Annotated in this window: 20 protein-coding genes; 16 read left to right on the forward strand and 4 right to left on the reverse strand. The window is 58.9% G+C overall.

Annotated elements, in window-relative coordinates:
- The first annotated feature begins 67 nt into the window (after positions 1-67).
- Positions 68-388, forward strand: a complete 321-nt coding sequence (locus ACZ5C7_RS17400; protein ID WP_464377539.1) for a hypothetical protein — start codon at positions 68-70, stop codon at positions 386-388.
- 384 nt (positions 389-772) lie between these two features.
- Positions 773-1,507, forward strand: a complete 735-nt coding sequence (locus ACZ5C7_RS17405; RefSeq protein WP_464377540.1) for an MBL fold metallo-hydrolase — start codon at positions 773-775, stop codon at positions 1,505-1,507.
- A gap of 227 nt (positions 1,508-1,734) precedes the next feature.
- Here the strand turns inward: ACZ5C7_RS17405 and ACZ5C7_RS17410 are convergent, their stop codons facing one another.
- Entirely contained in the window at positions 1,735-2,148 is a 414-nt protein-coding gene (locus ACZ5C7_RS17410) for a VOC family protein (RefSeq protein ID WP_464377541.1), read from the reverse strand.
- Positions 2,149-2,358: 210 nt separating this feature from the next.
- Between ACZ5C7_RS17410 and ACZ5C7_RS17415 the strand changes: the two genes are divergently transcribed.
- The 3 genes from ACZ5C7_RS17415 to ACZ5C7_RS17425 all read left to right on the forward strand — a co-directional run bounded on the left by ACZ5C7_RS17415 (position 2,359) and on the right by ACZ5C7_RS17425 (position 7,765).
- Entirely contained in the window at positions 2,359-5,646 is a 3,288-nt protein-coding gene (locus ACZ5C7_RS17415) for an efflux RND transporter permease subunit (protein ID WP_464377542.1), read from the forward strand.
- A 16-nt stretch (positions 5,647-5,662) separates the two neighbouring features.
- Positions 5,663-6,466 carry a TrmB family transcriptional regulator gene (locus ACZ5C7_RS17420; protein ID WP_464377543.1) on the forward strand — a complete coding sequence of 268 codons (804 nt, stop codon included), beginning with the start codon at positions 5,663-5,665 and terminating at the stop codon, positions 6,464-6,466.
- Positions 6,467-6,661: 195 nt separating this feature from the next.
- The gene (locus tag ACZ5C7_RS17425) at positions 6,662-7,765 is read left to right on the forward strand and encodes a hypothetical protein (RefSeq protein WP_464377544.1); all 1,104 of its coding nucleotides are present in this window, start codon (positions 6,662-6,664) and stop codon (positions 7,763-7,765) included.
- Positions 7,766-8,470: 705 nt separating this feature from the next.
- Here ACZ5C7_RS17425 and ACZ5C7_RS17430 read toward each other — a convergent pair.
- Positions 8,471-9,145, reverse strand: a complete 675-nt coding sequence (locus tag ACZ5C7_RS17430) for a helix-turn-helix domain-containing protein (protein ID WP_464377545.1) — start codon at positions 9,143-9,145, stop codon at positions 8,471-8,473.
- Between the two features lie 487 nt (positions 9,146-9,632).
- Here ACZ5C7_RS17430 and ACZ5C7_RS17435 point away from each other — a divergent pair, with 487 nt between their 5' ends.
- The 5 genes from ACZ5C7_RS17435 (at position 9,633) to ACZ5C7_RS17455 (ending at position 14,221) form a co-directional block, all read left to right on the forward strand.
- Positions 9,633-10,196, forward strand: a complete 564-nt coding sequence (locus ACZ5C7_RS17435; RefSeq protein ID WP_464377546.1) for a methyltransferase family protein — start codon at positions 9,633-9,635, stop codon at positions 10,194-10,196.
- Between the two features lie 6 nt (positions 10,197-10,202).
- Entirely contained in the window at positions 10,203-11,249 is a 1,047-nt protein-coding gene (locus tag ACZ5C7_RS17440) for a phosphotransferase family protein (protein WP_464377547.1), read from the forward strand.
- A 127-nt stretch (positions 11,250-11,376) separates the two neighbouring features.
- Positions 11,377-11,883 carry a hypothetical protein gene (locus ACZ5C7_RS17445; protein ID WP_464377548.1) on the forward strand — a complete coding sequence of 169 codons (507 nt, stop codon included), beginning with the start codon at positions 11,377-11,379 and terminating at the stop codon, positions 11,881-11,883.
- 645 nt (positions 11,884-12,528) lie between these two features.
- Positions 12,529-13,629, forward strand: coding sequence for a winged helix-turn-helix domain-containing protein (locus tag ACZ5C7_RS17450; RefSeq protein WP_464377549.1), 1,101 nt, complete (start codon positions 12,529-12,531; stop codon positions 13,627-13,629).
- 79 nt (positions 13,630-13,708) lie between these two features.
- Entirely contained in the window at positions 13,709-14,221 is a 513-nt protein-coding gene (locus ACZ5C7_RS17455) for a hypothetical protein (RefSeq protein WP_464377550.1), read from the forward strand.
- Between the two features lie 87 nt (positions 14,222-14,308).
- On the opposite strand, the gene ACZ5C7_RS17460 is transcribed toward ACZ5C7_RS17455, so the two are convergent.
- Positions 14,309-14,758: a universal stress protein gene (locus ACZ5C7_RS17460; protein ID WP_464377551.1), complete on the reverse strand. Its 450-nt coding sequence runs from the start codon at positions 14,756-14,758 to the stop codon at positions 14,309-14,311.
- A gap of 289 nt (positions 14,759-15,047) precedes the next feature.
- Here ACZ5C7_RS17460 and ACZ5C7_RS17465 point away from each other — a divergent pair, with 289 nt between their 5' ends.
- From ACZ5C7_RS17465 to ACZ5C7_RS17475, 3 genes are all read left to right on the forward strand, one after another.
- Positions 15,048-16,850, forward strand: coding sequence for a PAS domain-containing sensor histidine kinase (locus tag ACZ5C7_RS17465; protein WP_464377552.1), 1,803 nt, complete (start codon positions 15,048-15,050; stop codon positions 16,848-16,850).
- 133 nt (positions 16,851-16,983) lie between these two features.
- Complete coding sequence (locus tag ACZ5C7_RS17470; protein ID WP_464377553.1) at positions 16,984-17,406, forward strand: response regulator; 423 nt, start codon at positions 16,984-16,986, stop codon at positions 17,404-17,406.
- Positions 17,407-17,704: 298 nt separating this feature from the next.
- The gene (locus ACZ5C7_RS17475; RefSeq protein WP_464377554.1) at positions 17,705-18,652 is read left to right on the forward strand and encodes a DUF4097 family beta strand repeat-containing protein; all 948 of its coding nucleotides are present in this window, start codon (positions 17,705-17,707) and stop codon (positions 18,650-18,652) included.
- 130 nt (positions 18,653-18,782) lie between these two features.
- On the opposite strand, the gene ACZ5C7_RS17480 is transcribed toward ACZ5C7_RS17475, so the two are convergent.
- Positions 18,783-20,636: a sensor histidine kinase gene (locus ACZ5C7_RS17480; protein ID WP_464377555.1), complete on the reverse strand. Its 1,854-nt coding sequence runs from the start codon at positions 20,634-20,636 to the stop codon at positions 18,783-18,785.
- Positions 20,637-21,724: 1,088 nt separating this feature from the next.
- Between ACZ5C7_RS17480 and ACZ5C7_RS17485 the strand changes: the two genes are divergently transcribed.
- From ACZ5C7_RS17485 to ACZ5C7_RS17495, 3 genes are all read left to right on the forward strand, one after another.
- Positions 21,725-23,170, forward strand: coding sequence for a sugar transferase (locus ACZ5C7_RS17485; RefSeq protein WP_464377556.1), 1,446 nt, complete (start codon positions 21,725-21,727; stop codon positions 23,168-23,170).
- Positions 23,171-23,471: 301 nt separating this feature from the next.
- Entirely contained in the window at positions 23,472-23,699 is a 228-nt protein-coding gene (locus tag ACZ5C7_RS17490; protein ID WP_464377557.1) for a DUF7557 family protein, read from the forward strand.
- Positions 23,700-23,948: 249 nt separating this feature from the next.
- On the forward strand, positions 23,949-24,830 hold the full coding sequence (locus ACZ5C7_RS17495; RefSeq protein ID WP_464377558.1) for a DUF8172 family protein: 882 nt from the start codon (positions 23,949-23,951) through the stop codon (positions 24,828-24,830).
- The last annotated feature ends 15 nt before the right edge of the window (positions 24,831-24,845 follow it).

Below are 24,845 nucleotides of genomic sequence, written 5' to 3' on the forward strand. Positions count from 1 at the left end.
TCGTTACGCAACGAATATCTAGAACTATTTGATTAACTTTATACAGATGAGATAACTGCCATGTGTTGTGGTAAACGTTAATACAATTGATGGGATCTGGTACGGGTTTAGACTAATGGGGTACTTAGCTGTAGTTTACATAATCGGGCTTCTTCTAGTGATTTTCGGTACCGCAATGCTCGAAAGTGGTTCCGAAATCGTTGGTGGATTACTCTCACTCATCGGGATCGTCTCATTATTTGCAGGATTCTTTGGTATGGGATACAAAGTAATCGCTGATGGGGTCGAAAAGGGAATTAATGCGGCAAACAGCGGTATGTCTTCAGACAGTGGTTCCCTCCAGAAATCTCAATCTGATCAGCGGCTATCTCAACTCCAGCAGAAGTAGGGAGTTGTTTCATAATCCACTTCACCGCGATCGTGGATTCATCTCGCTCCCTCCTCCTAAGGAGGGAAACCGATTACGTTTCTACAATCAGTCGTAATAGCACTTTTACAGTCCATCCAAATGACACTCTATCTTTTTTAGACGAGAGAATCCCGGCGTTATAGTGGTTCAACTAACTTCTGGGTAGACTCAACTTAGAAGTCAGCGAAAGAGCACTAGTCCTGGCTAAATGCGCCACATCTTGTACCCAATTCTTCTGTGAATTACTAAAGGTCCCTCTTTGTTTACGGCGAGGAAGAGCCCATACAATCCCCCTCATTCGATGATGCCCACCGCTATACGTAGAGAGCCACGTTTATCGGGCGGGGCGGTGTCGAACCGACCATGCGAGTCACCTTCCTCGGGACCGGAAGCGCGATGCCCACCGGCGAACGGTTCCAGACGGGAATCGTCGTTCAGGAAGACGACCATACGCTCCTGATCGATTGCGGGTCGGGCGTTCTCCACCGGCTCCAGCAATCAGGGATCGGCTACGAGGAAATCTCGAGTGTCCTGCTCACTCACCACCATCTGGATCACGTCGCCGACCTGCTCCCGCTGATGAAAGCCCGCTGGCTCGCAGGCGAGGAGACTTTAGAGATCGTCGGTCCACAGGGGACGAAAGCGATGATCGACGGGCTTCTCGAGGTTCACGAGTACATGCAGGACAAACTCGAGTTACAGGTACGGGAAGTCGTCGCCGGCGATTTCGAGGTAGCCGGTTTCGACGTTTCGGCTTACGAGACCCGACACTCGCTGCCCTGTCTCGCCTACCGGTTCGACGACCGGTTCACGTTCAGCGGCGACAGCGAGGCCTTCGCCGGGCTGGCGAACTTCGCCGACGAAAGCGCGATTTTGCTCCACGACTGTTCGTTCCCGGACGACGTCGACGTCTCGAACCATCCGACGCCGGAGAAGTTGGGCCAGGAACTCGCCGGGTGTGACATCGGACGCGTCTATCTCACCCACCTCTATCCCCACACCGAGGGTCGTCACGAGGAAATGCTCGAGTCGATTTCGGCCGAGTACGACGGCGAGGTTCGATTCGCCGAGGACCTCCAGACGGTCACGATTACGTGATTCGTCGCGGTTCTCGTTTGTAGCGGTTCTCGCTTGTAGCGGTTCTCGCTTGTAGCGGTTCTCGCTTGTAGCGGTTCTCGCTTGTAGCGGTTCTCGCTTGTAGCGGTTCTCGTTTCGTAGCGGGGTGGATCCTCCGAGCCCGGGACCGATAGGCGGCCCAGGCTAAGCGGTTCACCCTGCGGGATCGGAGTACCAGCGGCGCGCACACGTTCGGCGGTCCCGCTGGCTCACTCGGGGCCGACGAGTTCGATCTTCATCTCGTCCGGACCCTCACAGTAGAGCGCGTAGTAACCGCCAGCGTAGGGATGTTGATCTTCGTAGAGAACGGTCGCGTCCGACCGCTGTCGAATTCCTGCCGTGAGGTCATCAACTTGTTCTCGCGAGCGCGCGTGAAAAGCGAGATGGTCCAACCCGGGAGCCCGCCGGTCGAACGGGTGATCGGTGTCCTCGGCTTGTACGAGCACGACGTACGTCGGCCCGTTGTGCCAGGAGCGGCCGCCGTCCCAGTCGTCTTTCGGTTCGTAGCCCAGTTCGCCCAACCACCAGTTCCAGAAGTCGACCGCTCGCTCGAGATCCGACGCGGAGAGTTCGACGTGGTGGAGTTGCCCGGCGCACTCGGGGGCTGCGTGGTCGTGTCCCATACGTGGACTGTCTCTCGTTCCACTACCTTGCGTTTTCCTGCGCGGAATTGATTTCTCGCGTCTCGACTGCGGACTCTCCCGAGATATCAATAGTTGTGATATTCACAAAAGTGTTAAATTCCCAATAAGTACTTGAGTGAGCGTTTTGTAGGATCGTAACAACAGAATGGCCCCTTTCGAGTTCGTTCCCGTTTCCGGAGGTATCTCTCGATGAGCGTTCCCGAACGTCTCGCCGACGTCGTCACGTCTCGTACGAAAACAGTTCTGGTCGTCCTCTTGCTCTTGACCGCCCTCGTGGGCGCGGGAGCGACGATGGTCGACGACGATTCCTCGCTCGAGCAGTTCGAGAGCGACTCGCCCGAAGGCCAGGCCCAGGAATACATCGACGATAACTTCACCGTCGAAGCGGCCGAGAACACGACGAGTCTCCAGCTGATCTATACGAACGAAAACGACGGCAATCAGTCCAATGAGAGCGTCCTCACGCAGGAGTCGCTGATCGCCTCGCTCGAGTTCCAAGAACAGCTCCGGGAGAACGAGTCGATCAACGAGACGCTCGCCGAGGACGATCCGATCTTCGGCGTCGAAAACATGGTCGCGTTCACCGCGATCACCGACCAACAGGTCACCGAGCTCGAAGAGCGGGGCGAAGAAATCGAGAACCGAAGCGCGGAGCTCGACGCGACGAGCGAGCAACTCGAGCAGGGGATCGACGACGTTCGAGACATCCAGCGGGAGTACGAGGAGCTGAACGCGACGACCGATCCCGACGACCCCGAGTACGAAGCTCAGGCTGAGGAACTCGAGGCTGACTTCGACGAGGCGATCGAGAATGCGACCGTCGGCCTCGACGACGAACAGACCGCCCAATTCGAGGAGGCGGCCGACGACGCTCGAGATATCGAGTCCGAACTCGCTCAACTCGAGGCCGAATACGGCGAGCAAGCGCCGGAACAAGACGCTTACGAGGAAGCTACGGAGCAGATTGAAGGCGTCTACACTGCGGCGACGATGGGCGTTTTGGAGGACGAGTACGCCCAACTCGAGGAGGACTCCGAACAGCTCGAGGAAGACCAGGAGGAGCTCGAAGCGGGTGGTGAAGGCGGCGAGGAAAGCGATCAGCCGTCGCTCGACGAACAGATCGAGGCCCTCGAGGAACTCGACGACGAGGAGTTCGATGAGATCGTCGAACAGACGCTCGACGATGACGACGACGGCGACGACGCGGCACTCGGATTGATGCCGTCGTCGTACGAACCCGGCTCCACGGAGGCAGACGCCCGGATGACCTCGATCACGCAGTCGACCGACGGCGGCGTCGACGCGGAGATGGGTGCGGTCGACGACGAAATCGTCGAGAGCCAACTCGATATCCGCGAGCTAGCGAGCGAGTACGAGGATGACGAACTCGCGGGCGAATACATCGTCTTCGGCGGCGGTATTCTCACCGACGAGATCGACGGTTCGATGGAAGACAGTCTGGCGATCGTCGGACCGCTCGCGCTGTTGTTCGTCGTCGGCGCCCTGCTGATCGCCTACCGCGATCCGATCGACATCGTACTGGGTGTCGCTGGAATCGGTGCGGTCCTGGTCTGGACGTTCGGCTTCATGGGGTGGGTCGGGATTTCGTTCAACCAGATGTTCGTCGCGATCCCGGTCTTGCTCATCGGGCTCTCTATCGACTACGCGATTCACGTGTTCATGCGCCATCGGGAGCAACGCGGGGTGCAACGCACCCCGGATGAACGAACGGGGAGTGAAGCGACCCGTGAGCAACGGGAGTCCGACGGCGTCACCGAGACGGTTCGGGGCTCGATGACCGTCGCGCTCGCGGGCGTCGGCGTCGCGCTCGTCTGGGTCACCGCGACGACCGCGATCGGCTTCCTCGCGAATCTCGTGAGTCCGATCGGTCCTATCCAGGAGTTCGGCATCGTGAGTTCGGTCGGTATCGTCGCCGCGTTGATCGTCTTCGGCGGCCTCATTCCGGCCGCGAAAATCGAGATCGACACGTTCCTCGAGTCTCGCGGCTACGACCGCCGGAGGCGAGCGTTCGGAACCGGTGAAGGCCGATTCAGTGACGTGCTCACCGTCGGCTCGACGGCGGCCAGGAAAGCGCCGGTAATCGTTCTCGTCGCCGTTCTCTTGCTCACCGCGGGCGGCGTCTACGGCGCGACGCAGGTCGACACCAGTTTCGAAGAGGAGGACTTCCTCGCTGAGAGTCCGCCGGGATGGACGGAGAACCTTCCCGGGCCGATGAGTCCCGGCGAGTATCAGGCGACCGACGACCTCGACTACGTTAACGAGAACTTCCAGCGCGACGATTCGCAGGCCCAGATCCTCACCCAGGGTGATGTCGCCCACGACGAGACGCTCGAGCGTATCCACGCTGCGGAGGAGGACGCGGCAGGAAGCGATGTCGCCTATACGTTGCCAAATGGCGAGGCAGACGTCCAGAGTCCGCTTTCGGTGATGGAGGATACCGCCGCCCAGAACGAGTCGTTTAACGAGTCGTTCACCGCGGCGGATACGACGGGGAACGACGTTCCCGACGAAAACGTCTCCGCGCTATACGACGAACTCTTCGAAGCGAACGAAGACGCGGCGAACGAAGTCATCCATCGCAACGCCGACGGCGAGTACGAGTCGGTTCGGCTCGTCGTCGCCACCGAGGGCGACGCCGCCTTCGAGGACACGACCGATGAGATGCGCGCCATCGCGGCGGGGATCGGCGATAGCGGCGGGGGCGGTGACCAGTTCGTCACTGACCCTGCCGAGCGCTGGAGCGCCATCGCGACCGGTGATCCGGTCGTCAACTACGTCGTCGAGCAGGATCTCCTCGATACGGTCCTCGAGAGCCTCATGATCACGCTCGTGGCCGTCTTCGTCTTCCTCTCGGCGGCCTACCGGCTCACGGGTAACAGCGCGACGCTCGGTGCGGTAACGTTGCTGCCGGTCGCGTTCTCGGTGAGCTGGATTCTCGGAACGATGTACCTCATCGGGATGCCGTTCAATGTCCTGACGGGGATGATCACGAGCCTAACTATCGGGCTCGGCGTCGCCTACAGCATCCATATTAGCGCCCGGTACACGCTCGAGCTTGAGCGCCAGGGCAACGTCTGGCACGCGATGCGAACCACGGTCACCGGAACCGGCGGGGCACTGCTTGGCAGCGCGGCGACGACAGTCGGCGGCTTCGGAACGCTGGCGTTCGCCATCCTGCCCGCCCTCCGGCAGTTCGGCATCATCACCGCGTTGACGATCACGTACGCGTTCCTCGCGAGCGTCGTCGTCTTACCGACCCTACTCGTGCTGTGGACGCGGTATTTCGGACCGGACGTTTCCTTCGATCCGTCTCGCAGTCCCGCGTCGACTCCAGCCGCTAGTGATGGCGGTCGGGTCGAGGCGGACGGGGCGATCGATTCGGATCAGAGACAGGAGTCGGATCAACCGAATGAGCCGGATACTGAATCTGGAGTCCGTGATGGTGACGACCAATGACTCGAGGTGAGCACGAATGACGGCCGGAAACGACGAAACGCAGAGCAATGGCGAGTCCGGGTCTGCCGACGAAGGAACCGCCATCGAGGCGTTCGAACGCCTCGGCCTCACCGGCTACGAGGCCAAGGTGTTCATCGCGCTCCACCGTCTCGGGTCGGGAACGGCGCGGGACATTGCGGAGATAACCGACGTTCCTCGCTCGCAGGTGTACAGCGTCGCCGAAAACCTCGAGCAACGAGGGCTGCTCGAGGTTCATCACGCCAGCCCGATTCGATACCGACCGGTCAGCGTCGAGGAAGCTCGAGAGACGCTTCGCGAGCGGTTCGAGAACGAACAGGAGCGGGCGCTCGAGTACGTCGAACGAGTTCAAGAAGATGCTCCCGCGGAGGAAACCACCGAGGAAATCTGGACCGTTCGAGGAAGCCGACGAATTAACGATCGGGTCGCCGATCTCCTGTCGAACGCCGACGAACGAATCGTCTTCGCCGCCCGCCTCCCCAGTCTGCTCGATTCGTCGATCGAACAGGTCCTCGAAGAGCGTGCGACCGACGGCGTGTCGGTAACCGTGTTCAGCAGCTCGGAACCCGTTCGCGATCGACTCGAGGGCCGCGAGAACGTTCGCGTTTACGAGCCAACGGAGCCCCGAGCGGACGACGAACGCTCCGGGCGAATCGCGGTCGTCGACGACAGCAGTATCCTCCTGAGCGTCGTCGACGACGGCGGCAGCGAAACGGCGATCTGGAGCGTCGAATCGCTGTTCGCGTCCGTCCTTATTCAGTTGATCGAAGCGAACGAGGAGACACTCGAGCGAGCAGCCTGAACTCCGTCGCGTTTGAAGGCGATTCGAGGCCAACTAGAAGGACACGTTCCGTCTGTTCGGGGCTGTTCACCGTTTTTCGACGATGGTTCCAGTAGATGAGTTAGATAGATACAATATAATTAACGAACAATTCAACAAACCTGAATATTGTCTCAATCGGAATCGTTATTCAAGCCGGTTGTCACCATCCTGAGTATGGGGAAGAACCTCTCACGCCGGGATCTCATCCGGCGCGGCAGTACAGGCATTACAGCTGTGGGAATCGCCGGATTGGCCGGCTGCACTGGAAGCGTTCCATTTATTGGAGACGATTACGACAGCGCTCCGATCGGCAACTGGCTCGTCGACCCGACGTTCGAGGATATCCTCGACACGAGCCAGTACGAGGCCCAAGTCGAAGAGTTCGCGTTTTCGGAGGCGACGCGCTCCGGGGTGGGTTTCGAGAGCGCGGTTCCCGAGGCAATTTTCGACAGCGCGGACGAACTCGACGATTACGGACAACTCGAGGGCGGATCGGTCTCTCAGCTCCGGTCTCGAGTGGGCACGCCCGCATCGGAGATCGACTGGCAACTCTCACAGTCGATTACGTGGGAGTGGGAGTTTACCCACACACAGTTCAGCCAGTCCGTCGTGGAAGAACAGTCCACCACCGACGTCATCATCGATGTGATCGGTGGCTCGTTCGACCCAGACGAAATCGAAGACACCCTCGAGAGTTGGGCCGAGGACGATCTCTCGGATGAGGGTCAGTACGAAGGGTTTGATTTCTACGAGGTAGCCAACTCGGTGTACGGTGTTAACAACGAATCGATCGTCCAGATCACGTCTAATCAGGAAAATCTCGGAATCCTCGAACACGACGAGGACGGTATCGATCTCCTCGAGTTGCTCGAGATCGCGATCGACGCGAACGTCGAAGGCGCTGATCGGCTCGCTGACGACGACGAGGCCAACACCCTCCTGTCGCAATTCGATCAATCCCACGTCAATTCCGGGAACCTGTTCGACATCGATGATTCCGAAGAGACGGAGGACGAAGATGAAGACGAGGACAACGACTGGGACACCGGACTGCGTGGCGTCGCGAACGCCGAGGCGATCGACGGGCAGACGACGGACGTTTCCATCGTCTACCTATTCGAGTCGGAGCGATACGCCGTCGCGAACGACGTCGAAGAATACGTCCACCGGAACCGAGACATCGACGACGGCTTCGCAACGCTCGAGGACTACTCGGTCGAAGAAGACGGTCGAACGGTAACCGTAAGCGGCACCGTCCAGACCCAGGCGTACTTTTAACGGAAACAACGGAGGGCCCCACGGGTTACCACCCGTGATCGTTTACGCGGACTGAGCGACGAATTCCGACAGGAGACACCATCGAATCGCGATCGAAAATTTCGTTCTAGAAGATACTGAACAGATCGAGAATCCGTTCGATGTAGCTGTCGTACGTTCCTTCTGTCTCATCGTCTTCCTCGGAGTTCGTCCGTTCGCCGCCGGAACGGCCCATAGCGCAGCAACAATTGGCAAATATATAACTCTTCTTCCAGACTGGTATGATTCGCCCGTCAAAGAACCCGTCTCCTCTCGATTTCGTTCGCAATCAGTTACCGAGTCGGTCTGTATCTGGGAAACAGCCGGATCGAACACCCTCCGGAGAGGGTGGCCGGCGCTCACAGGGCGAAACGACCGGGGCCGCTCGACCGGCCCCGTCGGTTCCGGACAGTTCTCGCTATCGGCGTGGACAGCGTGATCGACGGCTGATCACGGGTGTCCACACTATCACCACCACGAACTCGCACCTATATATACACCGGCTGCGACCACGTCAGGGTGTGGTCAACATTTGCGGGTGTGTCACTACGAGTTCTGTATGGTGACCGATCCGATACTACCGCGAGACTAGCGTGATCTCTGATACGTTCGTTCGAAAATCGAATCGCGGAGGAGGCCCGGAAAAACCGGCCACTGGGGCGTTCTCCGTGTGTACGATCAGCCTTCTCAGTTCCGAATAATCTCGCCTCGAGGTTGATTCAGTTGCTCCCCCGCGAGCACGCGGTTCGCTCGGCGGAGTCGCTCGGAAAGAGCCTGGTGAGAGATGTTTAACTCTCGGGCGAGTTCCTCGAGCGAGATCTCTCGCGGGACATCGTAGTACCCCTGCTGGTAGGCCTCGGCGATCGCCTCGCGCTGTGGTTCTGTTAGTGCGGCGGTCGCCTCGAGATCGGCGTTCCGACCGGCTTCGACCATCCGCCGAACGTCGACGACGACATCGTGGCGTTCGATGGCTTCCATCGCGCTCGAAAGGCTCTCTCGTCGCGGAAAGAGCAGTCTGAGCGTCCACTGGCCGTCCGAAACTTGCGCATCGAGTATCGAGCCGTCGTGTTCGAAGACGCAGTGACACCGATCGGCGACCGCCGAATCGTACTCGAGGCGGTAGAGCCATTCCGCGCCGTCGGAACTGGTCAGCAGCTGGCGGAAGCTGGTTACCGTCGGATCGTTCGTCAGTGCGGTCTCTAACTCGTCGCGTTCGGTGTTCGAGAACCACACGAGCGGCATCGTTCGCTGCCCTTCTCCGACGACACTCTCGACTCGGAGCTCGAGATCTGGATTCGACTGACACGTCTCAGCGAGCGCGAAGTCAGCCGCCGTGATCGTGATTTCTGCGATCGTTGTCATTGATTTTCACCGCCGGATGTGCCTTTCGAGTCCGATTGGGTGCTCATACTACTGACGTGGTCGGTGTGGGACTCGAATCGTATCATGGGTAGTGTAGTTGATCCCGCCGTCGGGACGACCGAGCGCCGTGACCGTCGAAGGTGTCCCGTCCTGCTGGATCGAACTGATGCGAACGAACAGCGCCAAGCCGGTTGATGAGCGGGCTTGGGTGCTCCGGTCGTTTAAGACAGCATGTGAACGAATTTGAGGGTATAGTTTAGGAACTGGTTACCGACGCCGAAATTGGACACGTTTAGGAACTGGTTACCGATGCCGAATTGACACGTTTGTTCAGCCGTTGGCTCGTCTATTGCGTGGTGAGCGATTTCATACTCGTGATAAACTCGCACGTTGAGCATCTCTGGAGGTGGGATTCGGCTGTTATCATACACGCACATCTGCTCGGATCGAGCCGAACCGTTTTGCGTGTGTGCGTCGAGGAGGTCCTATGGCCACGACGGTCCTGAAGACGGCGGTATTTTCGGTCCTCGTTCCAGGAACGGTAGCGGGGGTCATCCCTCGAGTACTGGCTCGATACGATCGCCGGTCACCGATTTTCGATCGCCCGAGCGTGCGAACGGTCGGCTCCGCGTTGTTCGTCTCCGGACTAGCGCTGTACCTGCACACAGCGGGGCGATTCGTGACCGAGGGAGGAGGGACGCCGTCGCCGAGCGACGAACCGCCGGAACTCGTCACGGGCGGTGTTTACGCGCACTCACGCAATCCGATGTACCTCGCTGTCGTCCTGGCTATCGGCGGTCAGGCCATTCGATACAAATCGCTTCACGTCCTCTGGTGGGGGGTCGTCTGCTGGCTCGGGTTTCATCGTCGCGTTCTCGAGTACGAAGAGCCACACCTCGCGGACAAACACGGCGAGGCCTACGAGGAGTACTGCGAGCGCGTTCCTCGATGGTTCCCCGGGCCGTCTGGGTTGGCCGGATCGACCCCAATTACGGGTCGAAATCCCGCTCTCGAGACGCCGTCCTCGGGAACCGAATCCGAAGGCGAGTGAGTACGCGTGACGGAACGAGAACCCGTCGAGCGGATCGTTTCGACCGCCCTCGGGACGGCCGTTCGTCGCCGTTGCCGGCCGTCTACCGGTTCGGTCGCGGAAACGTCTCTGCTCGACCTCGAGGGGCCTCCTCACCAAGCGGTTTGTAAGATCGGCGGCGCGAGCGTCTGGACCGGCGACGTGATCGAACCGTTCGTCGTGCGGGCGATCGGGGAGCGGACCGAGATTCCGGTTCCATCGGTGCTCGCTTCAGGGTCGATTCGCTCCAAACCCGGTACAGGACACCCAGCCCGCTCGAAAGCCGGTACCGATCCGCTGTCCCGGTGGGCGCTGTACGAATTTCGAACGGGCGAAAATCCTGCCCCGTGGTACGCTCGGTGTGATCGGGGCGTTCGCCGTCGGATCGTCGCCGATGCCGGAGCGATGCTCGGGCGGTTACACGCGGCCGTCCGATTCGATCGACGTGGCGGCCTCGAGCGCGTTTCCGAGACATCCGAACGTGGCGGTGATGAGCGTGAGCGAGTTGGTTCGGCGCTTCGAGTGTGTTCTCCGGATCCTCCGCACGCGATGGGTGCGGTTTCGGCGTGGCAATCGGTATTCCCCGAGTCGGTTTCCGAATTACTCCCCGGATCAGTTTCCGAATCGCTTCCCGCTTCGATTCCCCGAGCCAATGCGTCCGCGAACGTCCTGTCTCACGGCGATTTTCACCCCGGAAACCTTCTCGTAACCGAGACGGGGACGATCACGACCGTTCTCGACTGGGGCAACGCACACGTCACTCGCGGGGAGTACGCTGTCGCTCGAGCCGAAGCTCGTTTCATCGACCGATTTCGGTTCGCACGCGACGAACGGAACCGTCTCCGCAAACTCTTTCGACGGCGCTACGCGGAGTACGCCCCCCTCGAGTCCGAGTACCGCCGTCGTGCACCGTTGTACAAAAGTCTCTGGCTCGCACAATCCGTCGCAAACGTGATTCACATCGCGGGTTCGCGTCGCGGCCGGGTTCAACTCGAGCGCCAACTTCGGTCGTTGGCTTCGTCGAGATCGCGATGACCGACCCACCGGGAGGCGACGTGACGAAGAACGACACCCTCGAGGGAGACTGCAGTGCCCGCGAACGAAATCCCGCACTGTATCTTCCCCATAACAATCGAACGACGCCTCGTCGGGGCCGACAGGAATGGCCGTCGAACAAGCGGTGGGTATTCGAGACGCAGAGAACGAGGCGTTCACCAGCGCCGTGGTGGGCGCGCTCGTCGCGGGAGCCGCTTTCGGGCTGTTGTTACACGAAACGGGACGGATGGGGTCCGTCGCGGCTCTCTACGGACAGGACGGCGTCCACGTCGGATGGCTGATTCACACTACCCACAGTATCTTCGCCGGCATCTTCTTTCTCGGCGTAATAACCCTGCTGAGTACGACCGCGGTTCCCGGGAGTGGGGTGCTCGAGCGACACCTCGGCTTTCCGGTCGTCACCGCGCTGGCCGGAGTGGTGTACGGGCTCGTCCTCTGGGGCCTTTTCGTCGCGACCCTGATGCCGCTGTGGGGCTTTGCCGTCGGCCTCGAGCGGCCGTTCCCGTACGTTCACCAACCGAGTCTCGTCGGGTTATTGATTTTCGGGGGAGTACTCGGCGTCGTCTACGGCGTTCTCTTTCGGCTATTGACCCGGTTTGCCGGATTAGTGTAAACTACCTGACTAGTGAGTGATACCCTACCGCACCCCGGCGATGACCGGCGCGCCGGTCCGTTTCCGAACCGATCGTTGCAGTTCCACCGTCGATTATTGCGGTCCGTTCAAACTCGCCCCAACCGACTGAGATATACAACGTGGCGTGTTATCTTTCGACATAAACTATGACCGCTCGACCATCGATCGGCGAGGACGCCACGACCGTCGAGTGCGTTTCGGGCTGTCCCCACTACGAATCGGTCCGGGGAACCTGTACGCACGAGAAGGCACAATCGCTTGTCACGTATTTTCTGACTAATCCTGGCAAACCTGTCCGATATATAATGAATGGCGGGCGGAACAAACGAGTCTTTTCGAGGATCGTCTCGAGTCGGCGTAGTAATCGATTCCGTTGTAGCTTACTAATTGCCGTTAGACCCTAGCTATACTTGTGCTCTCACGTAGACATCTGCAAGCTGGGTACTGAATCATCGCCGCAATTTACCCCTTCATTTCCTATTTGAAGATACCAAATTAGATCGAAACAACATTTGAAATAGACATCTTCGCGCTGTAGCGTTCAGGTAGGTATTAGTGAACACGCTGTATGAACTCTATTCACACACCAACAACGTTTGTTGGGGGCGAGAAATGAGCAAATCGGTGCAAAACACAGGAACGGAACCAGGGGAACAGCAACAACCGTATCCACGAGCAATCGTCCACAAACAAATACTCGATGCAGCCCGCTCGGATCCAGACGCGTCGATCGACGGCCTCGCTTCGAGCGTGAGCGGCGCATCACCATCACTCGTCGAACAGGTCATCGACGAGTACGGAGATCCTGCGACAGCCGAACCGACACCCGAAACAGCCACGTCGAATGCTGCGGACCGAACGGAGCCACCTGTCGAACCCATGGATAGCCCAGATCCCGAGACGGAGGGAGCGACCGAACCAGCGCACCTGAGCGAAAAGCAAGCGGAAACGCTCCGCGCGATCCGAAAAACCCCCGAGGCGACCCAACGGGATCTGGGCGAGCGCCTGGGTGTCACCAGTGCGACAATTAACCAACGAGTGAACGCCATCGACGGATTCGAGTGGACGAACAGAGAGCGCTTCGTTGCCCGACTGTTCGACGACGAGACAGCGTCTATGACACGAAACCAACCAGAAGAGCCGTCTGCCAATGCGAACGCCGAGAACGGAGCCGACTCGAGCGAGACGACGACCGAGGCTCTCGCGGAGACATCGTCGGACGCCGAGAACGGAACCGACTCGAGCGGGACAAACGATCGCTCGAGTGCAAAGCCTCGGCCGGACGGTGAGGAGGGCCGACCGAACGGTAACGAGGCTCGAGCGGACGGTAACGGAATCTCGTCGAACGGATCGTCGGACGACTCGTCGATCGAACCAGCCGTGGACTCGTCGACCGAAACGCAGGCGACAGAGCAGACTCACGCGAGTCCCGACGAAACCGTGGCGATGAGTACGGACGATGTGGGTACACCGCCCGAAGCGGAGCCAGGTGATCGGTCACCGCTCCGCAGTCGTCTCGAGGCACTCACCGAAACGATCGATCGGCTCGACCAACGACTCGAGAACGACACCGACCGTCACCACCGACCGCTCGAGGACCCTGAACTCGTCCACAAAGTCGTTCACGCCTGTCTCAGTTCCGAGCAAATCACCGAGGAAGAGGAACTACAGATTCTCGAGTCGCTGCTGGCCGGCGACCGACCGACGGCGACCGGTCCCGAGTAGCGGTCTCCGTTTGATCGGTTGACACCCGATCCGAGTTGCGGTCCCAACTGTCTTGCTTTTGGCGTTCGAACGGACCGGTATGGGCGAGGACGACGGAGAGACGGTGACGGTCGACGAACTCATCGAGTACTGTCGGACACAGGCGGGACTCCTCTCCGGAGCCGTCGAAACGATGGGAGCGGAAGCCGACGAGTTGCTCGACGAGATCGACGACGAAATGGCGGCAATTCGTCGGCGACTGGAGAACCAATCGGACGCCGTCACGGAACCCGAATCGCCGTCCTCGACGGCGGCCCCCAGCGGTCGGGATCGAAATCTGGACATCGCGGCTATCGAAGAACTGGAAGCGAACCTCGAGGAAAAGCAGACGATCGTCGAAGCCAAGCAAGTACGGATGGAGGCGTTTCAAGAACTCGCGTCGGCTTACACCGACATCGCCACGGAGCTACAGCGAGACGTCGACGACGGCCAGGCGGCGCTCGAGCAGGTGGTCCAGTTCGAGGCCGATCACGACGCGCCGGCGTACTTTCCGGACCGACAGACGCTCCTCGAGGCCGCCGTCTCCGAACCGGAATCCGACGAGCAGGCGTGACGTTCGGTTTCGAAACGTTTTCTCCCCACCGTTCTCGACGGCGCTATCTCACTCTCCTCGAAACCTGATACTCGAGGAACTCCGCTTTTAGGCAGCATCGACGGTGCCGTCGGGCCGAACTGTAACGACCGGCACCGGAGCCGTTCGAACGACCTTGTTCGTGACGCTCCCGACGACCATCCGTTCGATGCCGCTTCGACCGGCGGTCCCGATAACGATCATCTCGGCGTCGGCCTCCTCCGCGTAGTCGGCTATTTCCCTGGCCGGCGTTCCCGTTCGGACGACCTCCTCCGCCTCGAGGCCCTCCGCTCGAGCGAGTTCCGCGAGATCGGTCGCCCACTGCGTTGCGATATCCGTGACGTCGTCTTTCGTCTTTGGCGGTCCGCCGCCGATCGAGGAGATCTGCGAGAGGGCTACGTCTCCGACGGACAAGGCGTGGACGGTGGCGTCCATTTTTGTGGCGATTCCGAAGCCGACTTCGGCTGCGGACTCAGCGTACTCGCTCCCATCCGTTGGGATAACTATCGTATTACTCATCGTTTGTATCCTAATACTGCTGTTTGTCTGGTGTTCGTATAGTTTTTGCTACTAGCGTAGTTCTTTCGTCCTCGAGAGCCGTTCGTTCGTCTCGCACGCAGTCTCGATACCCGAGTCGGGTCCAGTTCCGCTACGGTGGATCAATACCACATCGAGACCTACGAACGGCTCGTCTCAGAGACGAAACGGCACCGTTCGGACCGCTTTCCCACCGAAAGTGACAACACACATTCTGGAAGGAGAAATTTTACAGGTGGAACCGATAACTGTACGCTACCTGTATTCGTCCATGACTCTCTTTTCAGACACCATCTCCGTCCTGCACGTCGATGACGACTCCTCGTTCTGTGATCTGGTTGCGACGTTTTTAGAGCGCACGGATCCCCAGTTGAGCGTTCAGACGACCACCAGCACGACGGACGGACTCGAAATGCTGTCGGAGAACGACATCGACTGCGTCGTGTCCGATTACGACATGCCGGATCTGAACGGAATCGAGTTTCTCGAGCAGGTTCGAGCCCAGCATCCGGAGCTACCGTTTATCTTGTACACGGGGAAGGGGAGCGAAGAAATCGCGAGCGAGGCGATCTCCGCGGGCGTCACGGACTACCTACAGAAGGAAGGTGGGAGCGGTCAGTACGTCGTCTTGGCTAACAGAATTCGAAACGCTGTCGAGCAGTACTACACGAGGCAGTCGGCCAGGGCGACCAAAGAGAAATTCGCTCGAATCGTCGAGAAGACCGACGAACTCCTCTACATGTTTTCCGCCGATTGGACCGAGCTCCTGTTCATGAACTCGGCGTACGAGGACGGCTGGGGCGGTTCCATCAAGAAACTCAACGACGATCCGCAGGCGTTCTTCGAGCACATCCAGCCAGCGGACCACGAACGAGTCCGGCGATTCATGGAGACGCTCTCCGGGGGAGCCCGTGCCGACATCGCGTACCAAATCGTCCTCGAGGACGGCACGAAACGCTGGATGCGAGAGGAGGCGACCCCCATCGTCGATTCCACCGGCGAAGTCTCCCGGATCGTCGGAGTCATCCGAGATGTTACGTCTCACAAGGAACGCGAGGAGAAACTCCGCTCGAGCAAGGCGCGACTCGAGGCGTTATTCGAAAACTCGCCGGATCTCATCGCGGTCCACGACGCTGACGGCATAATACGGGACGTCAATCAGCGATTCTGCGACGAGTTGGGATACGCGGCGGACGAACTCGTCGGAAAGACCGTTTGGGACACCGATACGACCGTCGACCGGGACGAGGCGAAAGCGTTCTGGGAGGATCTCGCGACGAATTCGCCACGGCGGTTCGAAGGCATTCTGGAACGAAAAGACGGCTCGACGTTCCCGGTCGAGATTCACCTGACGCGGCTCGACCTCGACGGGGAGGATCGATTCGTCGCGATCGATCGCGAGATCACCGAACAAAAACGACGGGAAGCCGACCTCCTCCAGCAGAACGAACGCCTAAATCGATTCGCGAGCGCCGTCTCTCACGACCTTCGAAACCCGTTACAGATCGCACAGGGTCACCTAGCGCTACTCGACGGTGAAACCGAGAGCGAACACCTCGAGGACATCGAGAACGCACTCGATCGGATGGAAGCCTTGACCGACGACCTCCTCGCGCTCGCCCAGCAGGGATCGACTGCGATCTCCCCCGACCTCGTCGAGTTAGAACCCCTTCTCGAGCGCTGTTGGAGTGGCGTCGAGACGGAAGCCGCCACGCTGACGGTCGAAACTGACCGGATCGTTCACGCCGACGAAGATCGGCTTCGACAGGTGTTCGAGAATCTGTTCGCCAACGCCGTCGAACACGCCGGAGCATCCGTCGCCGTCACCGTCGGAGAGACCGAAACCGGATTCTTCGTCAGGGACGACGGGCCCGGGATTCCCTCGGACCGACGAGAGAACGTCTTCGAACCGGGATACTCGACCGCGACCGACGGAACGGGGTTCGGCTTACAGATCGTCGAACAGATCGTCGCCGCCCACGGTTGGGAGATCACCGTCGCTGCCGGACCGACCGGTGGAGCACAGTTCGAAATCTCGAACGTCGAAAAGGCGGCCGATCGCGACCCGGCATAAGCAGCCACTGTCGTCTACCCCGATGCGGATCTCCTCCCGGAACGCGGTAGCAGTTTCTCCGACGATCCGTGGTACCGATTCGGGTGGCCGGTAGAGTTATGACGTTACCATTGAAAATGGCTGATAGCCTCCAATGAGCGAGTACAGTCTGTCAACTACTGATTTGACCGGCCGATCCGAGCCGATACGAGTGTTACACGTCGACGACGACGAGGCACTGGTAGACCTCGCCGCGACCTTCCTCGAGCGAGAAAGCGAACTGATCGAGGTAACGACCGAAACGTCCGTCGAAGATGCGATCGGGGTTCTCGAGAGCCAGCCGATCGATTGCGTGATCAGCGACTACGAGATGCCGGGCTACGACGGGCTGGAATTTTTGGAATTCGCCCGGAAAGACTCCCCCGATCTCCCGTTTATTCTGTTCACTGGGAAGGGCGACGACACCATTAAAACCGATGCACTTCGTGCGGGCGTGACCGAATACTACCGCAAAGGCACCGACACCGAGCAGTACGCTGCACTGGCACAGCGTATCACGGAAGCGGTAGCCGGCTGACATGCGTTCCGGCGGCCCGAACGGGCAGGCGTCGACGGTATCGATTCCCCTCGAGCGACGCATCTGTCTGCCTCGAGCGACGCATCTGTCTGGAACCAGTAACGAATCTCCAAGCGGACAGGGCGATCGGCGTCGGATCTCGAGCGGGATCGGGGCTGGACCTGTTTGACCTACCGTGCCGGGTCTCGTTGTATTCGGCGGTTGTTCTGTTAGTTGAACGGGAGTCGAGATCTGTTCGATAGAAACACTGATCTGGTTGGATGACAGCATGTACGTACGAACTTCTAGTTTATCGATAATGTCACGGAAACGTAAGCGATCTCGAGGCGGGAGGGGGGCGATAAGCCGCCGCTCCGTCCTGGCGATGCTTACTACCAGCGGGGTCGGTCTCGGAGCGATCCACGCAAGCGGGGCATTCGATGTTGTACAGGCGTCTCGTCGATTCGATCTCGGCATCTCGAACGATTACGAGGCGCTACTGACGATCGAACCCAATACGAATATCTCGGGCGAATCCGGCGAGGAGGTCGAACTCGCAACGATCACAAACGAGTTCCCGGAGGAACTCTCCTCGCTCGAGATAACGACGGCGAGCGGGGGTCCGCTCACGCTCGAGAGCTCCGGTCAACCGACGACGCTCTCGTCCGGCGAACAGGCGCAAATTTTCGGGGAGCTGTCGTGCTCGAGCGAGTTGGGCGAACACGTCACCGTACAGATCATCGCCGACGGCCCCGACAATCGCGTCGAACTAGCGCGGGATATCGATATTCACTGCGAACCGGCCGACGAGACGTGCGTCGACGAGTACACCAACCCGACGACGCTCCACGGCGACACGAGCTGTGACGTCGTGATGGAGACGATGAACGCGCATCTGACGATCAATCCGAACACGACTGTTTCGGGAGACGTGTATATAGAGGGGGCACAGTCTGGGTCGCTTGGCATGAGCAATAGTACAATCGATGGCGGTGTCTCCCTTGTCGTCCCCGCAACCAACGGTATCATCGATCTACGGAATAGTACGATCAACGGCGATGTCACAATCGATGCTGGATCCGATGGGACACTGGATATGAACAACAGTACGATCAACGGCAATGTCGCTATCGATGCCGGTGTCAACGGGAACCTCTCACTCAGGAACAGTACGATTGACGGCGACGCCAGTATCGATGCCGGATCCAGTACGAACGTGAGCATAACTCCCCCGAGCACGATCACGGGCGACTCCCCCGAGTCGTAAACGCATTCGGGGCACTCTCTAAAATTCGATATCGGCGCTTCACAGCAGCCGTTCGCAGGGGTTGTTTCTTTGACTCCCGATTCGCGGTGCTACACCGACATATGCCGTACTGGCGACGCTTGAAGCGTCTTTACCGCGGAACCTCGATACCCTCGAACTCGAATCTGGCACCGCCGTCGGTTCCATCGGTGATTCGAACCCTCCAGCCGTGGGCCTCGGCGACCTGTTCGACGATGGCCAGTCCGAATCCGGAGCCGCCGCCGCCCGTATACCCGAGCTCGAAGACCCGTTCGCGCTGCTCGTCGGGAATCCCCTGGCCGTCGTCTTCGATGTAATAGCCGCCCGCAGTCTCGCCGACGCGGACCGTTACGTCGGACCCGCCGTGTTCGATGGCGTTCCGAAAGACGTTCTCGAAGACGTGGTGAAGCCGTCCCCTATCGGCGCGGATCTCCGTGTCGGTCTCGACGGTCAGTGTCGCGTCGGCAGTCGAGACGGTCCGCCAGCACTCCCGCGCTATCGACTCGAGGCTCACCGTCGACTTTTCCTCGACGAGTGACCCCTCCGCGGTGAGCGTCAGCGTATCCTCGATGATCCGCTCCATGCGAGTGACCATCTCCGTGGCAGTCTCTACGTGGGGCGACTCACACTCCTCGCTCGCGAGTTCGAGCGAGCCATCGAGAACGTTCAACGGATTTCTGAGATCGTGCGAGACGATCCGCGTGAACTGCTCGAGTCGCTCGTTTTGGTGCTGGAGCTGTTGTTCGCGATCGAGGCGATCCAACGCGCTGATGGTGTGACTGATCAACAGCTCCGCCAACTCCAGGTCGGTCTCGTCGAACAGTCCGGGCTCCTCGGCGACGGCCTGGAAGACGCCGAAGGTGTCGATCGGGATGCTGATTCCCGAGCGAAACGGTCCCTGGGGGTTGGCTTCCGGAATTTCGGTGACGTCCTCGATTAGCTGCGAGTCGCCGGTGCGATACGTTTTGCCGGCGATGCCCTCCTCGATCGACATCGACGCCGTCTCGGCCTGGGCGATGTTTTCGGAAAGGGCCGCTTTCGTCAGTTGGCCGTTTTCTTCGGCGTCGATCACGCTCAAGTCGAAGTTGAGAATCTTCTCGCTGGCGTCGATGGTCCGCTCGCAGATCCCCGTCACCGTCTCGATGGAATTGAGATCGACCGCGACGTCGTTGAGCGCCTGGAGCGCCTTCTCTCGCTCCTTGTGTTCGGTGATATCGCGGACGAAGCCGACAGTGCGTTCGACCGTGTCATCGTCGGCGAACACGGGTTTGGCCTCCGCCCAGACCCAGCGGGATTCGTCCACGGTTTCGGTCACGCGAAATTCGATATCGATCGAGTGGCCCGCAGACAGTCGGTCCATCGCGTCTTTCACTCGGTCTCGGTCCGTCGGGTGGATCGCCTCGAGAAAGCGTCGGGGAGTTTCTCGAAACTGTTCGGGCGAAAAGCCGAACAGGTCTTCGACGGCATCGGAGACGAAGAGTAGTTCCCGCCAGTCGTTGGAATACATCCAGAGCAGATCGTTCGACTTCTCGGCGAGTTCTCGCAGTTGGATCTCGGAGCGCTCTACCGTTCGTTTGGTGCGATAGGCCTCGACGCCATTGTGGATCTGGGTCGCCAACTGCGAAAACTGTTCGACGCTCCCCTTCGGGAGATAATCGGTGACGCCAGCTGCGATCGCATCGCTCGCGACCTTCTCGTTCCCGGTCCCGGTGAAGAGGATAAACGGAAGATCTCCGTACTCCCGTCGAACCGTCTCGAGAAAGTCCAGTCCGTCCCGATCGGACAGCTCGTACTCGCTGACGATACAATCGATACCGGAATCGTTCGCCTCGAGGACGGTTACGGCGTCTTCGACGGTCGTTTCGGTGCTGACCTCCATTTGATCTCCCTCGCGCTCGAGATGCGTCGCTGTCAGATCCGCGAATGACGGATCGTCGTCGACGGAGAGAACACGGACCTGAGTCATCATTGTACTAGTATATGTATTCCTGAATAACGCTTTGGGTTATGGATATTTTGTCGATCGACGCGAAATTGTTATCCGTTCACCTCACACGATTCACTTCGATTACTGGTCACTCAGAAACCGAGCTGATTTTGCAAAAACCTCCTCAAAGAGGTTCTCGGGAAGAATTACTCCATCGGAATCGACGTGATCTCTCCGCCAGTTTGTCCCAATCGACTGTGACTCGTCTTTCCAGCGTGTGCCGTGGACGATATGGACTAGTACTGATAGAATACGATAATTATCGGATACATCGAACGGATGCGGGCACTTGTTGGTGCTCCCAATCGGCCCATCGCGAACGTGCGATAGGCCTCGATCAACTCCGATCGCATGCCATTCGGGGGCAGTTCGACGAAGGATCCACACCAGCCCTTTTCAGGTGCACTACGGGAACGAGTCGTTCCGGAGCTACCGGTGACGAACGTAGACGACTCCGGCGGAACGAACCCTCGAGACGACCGTCGCCCGTGCGGACACGGTCGCCGAATCTGCTCACCGCCTTCCGCGTCGTGACGACTCGCGCTCACCAACGGATGACAGCGCGTCTATCGGCCCTGGGCCAGGGGAAGCCACCCGACGATCGTCCAAGTTCCCGCCGATCCAGAAGCGTTCCGGAGTCGCCCTCGGAGCTGATCGCCGGCAGTTCAGGATCGCGTGGGCTATCAGGTTCGGATTCTCGCCTCATTTGTCCCGGATTGTTTCAGCCGGGAACACGGCGTTACTCACCACCAGCCCGTCGGTTGGCCGGGATAAAACGGGGTAGCCACGTGCGTTCGCGAGCGAAACCGTGCCGTTCGTCAGAACATTCCGGATCGTCCCCGACGAGCCCCTCGTCGGAGAGAAGTACGAGCGTTCTCCGTTTCAAGGGGTCCAAACACCGCGACTGCGCGGATATCCCGAGCCGACAATACGTGTCCGTTTCTCACTGTAGTATCCGAGTTCTCTCGAGTGCTCGCTGACGGCCGAAAAGGTGATAACACAACATCAAATTTGATCGACGGGAATACAACAGGTGTTATATACGTTCCGTCTGATCTCTGAAACGCATGCTGACTGGATGGCGCTATCGAGTCGTCAGTGCTGTCGGAGTGGTCGGTTTGACCGTCGCCGCCGTGTTCGTCGCAAACCATTCAGTCACCCAACAGTTCTTCACGAGCTACGTTCCCCTGTTCAATCGACTGGAAGTCCAGACGCTCGGCGGGGGCCTCTTTTTGTGGGCCGTCTTCCTCTGTTCGGTCGTCATGCTGGGGTGTCTGATCCCGCTTTACAAGCCCCGGCCGCGTCGCGTCCTCGATACGATCCTTTTGACCCAAAAACGAGTGGTTACCGGCGGTCTCGCCATCGCCGCCTTCGGCTTTTTCAAGTGGTCCCATCGCCTGCCTCGAGCGACCCTCGTGATGGTCGTCGGCACGCTGTCGATCGCGATGCCGCTGTGGTTCATCTGGATGCGTCGCAGGCCGACCGGCGATCCGGGTCGGACGCTGATCGTCGGCGACGATCCGGACCAGATCCAACAGATCACGCCGCAGGTAGACGGCCCCGTCTTGGGCTATCTCTGTCCCACGAACGTGCTCCCATCGACGCCGTCCAGTCCGTCCGACGTCATCGAAGCCGTCCCCGACGGCGGCGTCCAGACGGGCGAGAACATCGTTCTCGAGTACGACGGACGCGCCGACTTGAAGCGACTCGGCGGGCTCTCGAGGATCGAAGATATCCTCGTCGAGTACGACGTCGATACCGTCGTGTTGGCGTTTCACCAGCCCGACCGCGCCGAGTTCTTCGGCGCGCTCGACGCGTGTTTCGAACACGGCGTGGACGCGAAGGTCCACCGCGAGTACGCCGACAGCGTGCTCGTTTCGGAGAACGAACTCGGGGAGCTCGTCGATATCGACCTCGAGCCGTGGGATCCGCTCGAGCTTCTCTTCAAACGGGTGTTCGACGTGGCGTTCGCCCTCGTCGGAATGATCGTCTTCGCCCCGCTGATGGCCCTGATCGCGCTGGCGATCAAACTCGACAGTCCGGGTCCGGCGTTGTACAGCCAGGAACGGACCGCGGGCTTCGGCGAGACCTTCACCGTCTCGAAGTTCCGGACCATGGTTCCGGAAGGCGAGTCCGCGACACCGTCCGAGGACGGGGAGAACGACCGCATCACTCGAGTCGGACGCGTCCTCCGGAAAACGCACCTGGACGAACTCCCGCAGCTGATGGCGATCCTGCTGGGTCGGATGAGCGTCGTCGGCCCGCGAGCGGCCTGGACCGACGAAGAGCAGGTCCTCGAGCGCGAGACGACCGCCTGGCGAAAGCGCTGGTTCGTCAAACCGGGCCTGACCGGACTCGCCCAGATCAACGACGCGAACAGCACCGTCCCCGACGCCAAACTGCGCTACGATCTCGAGTACATCCGCCGACAGTCGTTCTGGTTCGACCTGAAAATCGTGTTACGGCAGGTGTGGAAGGCGTCTCGAGATACCTGGGAGACAATCGTGAACTGACAGCGGTGTACTCGAGTGTGGTTCTCTCGTTGGGTATCGCCCGCTCGAGTCTCTGGGGTGGTGTAATCGGATGGAGTTCTCGAGGGAGTGATACGGAGTTCTCGAGGAAACGGAGAAGAAAGACGACCAAGCTGTTGGTCAACAGTACTGAATACTGTGGTCATCTGCCGAACGATGCTCGAGATGTGCATCGAGTACCCAGATAGCCAGCGCCCGATTTCCAGATCCCCTCTTCATTTCGACTGTTCAACTGTTGAATGCAGCAGTTATCCTTACTAAGAATGCATACGTTAGTGCATCCGTGAGCACTTCGATCCGACTCTCGGACGAGGCGAAGTCTCACTTGGATATCCTCAAGCGGGAGGATGAGAGTTATGACGACGTAATCATCCGACTCACGTCGGCTACCAAGTGGAGCGGGTTCGGAATCGCATCGGGAGATCCTGCGGAGTCTCGAAACGGAATGGATGCAATCCGAGAGGGAATGCGTGGACGGATGGATCAACACGTCGAGGAGATAGATCAGTGACGCTGATCGTACTCGACAATACTCTTTTGAGAGACTATCCTTGTTGCCGGGATTCGGGATTTAACTGTGAAACGGCAGTTCAATATTCTTCGACGGAAGAGAAAGAAGGAACAAGAAAGCTCGGATCATGATAACAGCGGTGATGAAGAATAACATACGAGATTCTCAGCCGCTGTTAGGGAAGTCATTATCTGAAAAGACTCCGGCAGAGCCGTAGGAATATAGTCATAGAGGACAGTCTTCGAAGTAATGACCTCTCGTGTCTTCTACCACCATCCAGCCGACAAGCAGTTCTCGTTTGACTTTGTAAATCCGGATCTCGAAGCAATTGGGAAGCGAATAGTGAATTACGAGAGCCTGAAATCGGTCAAGGTCGAGGAATATGAGCTCGATCAGACGGTATACATCGTCTATACTGCCACAGGGGCGAGAGGTGATGCTGATGCTATCGAATACGACCTTGTGGATCAAATTTCGTCGATGAAGCCAGCTAACGACGTGATCGCTACTCGGTATGTGAACGTCTTCAAGACGGTTTTGAAAGAGAATTTCGAGGAGGAAGGAAAGCGGGTGAAAGCCTACAAAGAGATTGTTGCAGAGAATATCGAGCCTGCACTTGACCAAGTGGATTGGAATGGAACTGCGACTGAAGTCGCTGGTCGTCTCGCATCGAACCTCATTCTAACGCACGCGCTTCCAAACGCGAATCACCGAACAGCAATCGGGGTGTGTCAACTCTATCTCCGACGAATTGAACCCGAATTTTCGATGCCAAATACGGCACGCCAGATGGATGATGGTAACGAATATACATGGATGGAGTGGGTCAACGAGTACATCAAAGAGTCAAAACGGCTGCTAACAGTCCGTCGCAAAGGTGATCGGTTCGAACATTTAGCTGCATTTGGATGCGACGTACTTGAGCGAAAGCACGGTATCGAAATACACCTTGATGAGTACAATCTCTCACTTGCTCCGAGTGAAAGATGGCGTCAATATGCGGAAGAGCATGAAGAGCTCTGGATTCAATTTACAGAGGATGCTGTCCGCCGGAGCGGTCATCAAGAGCTAATCGACAAACTTGGACTCACGAAACACGAGTTTGCAGACGACCTCAAACAACTACAGTAACCGAATTCACTGTCT

The sequence above is a fragment of the Halostagnicola alkaliphila genome, assembly GCF_055379965.1.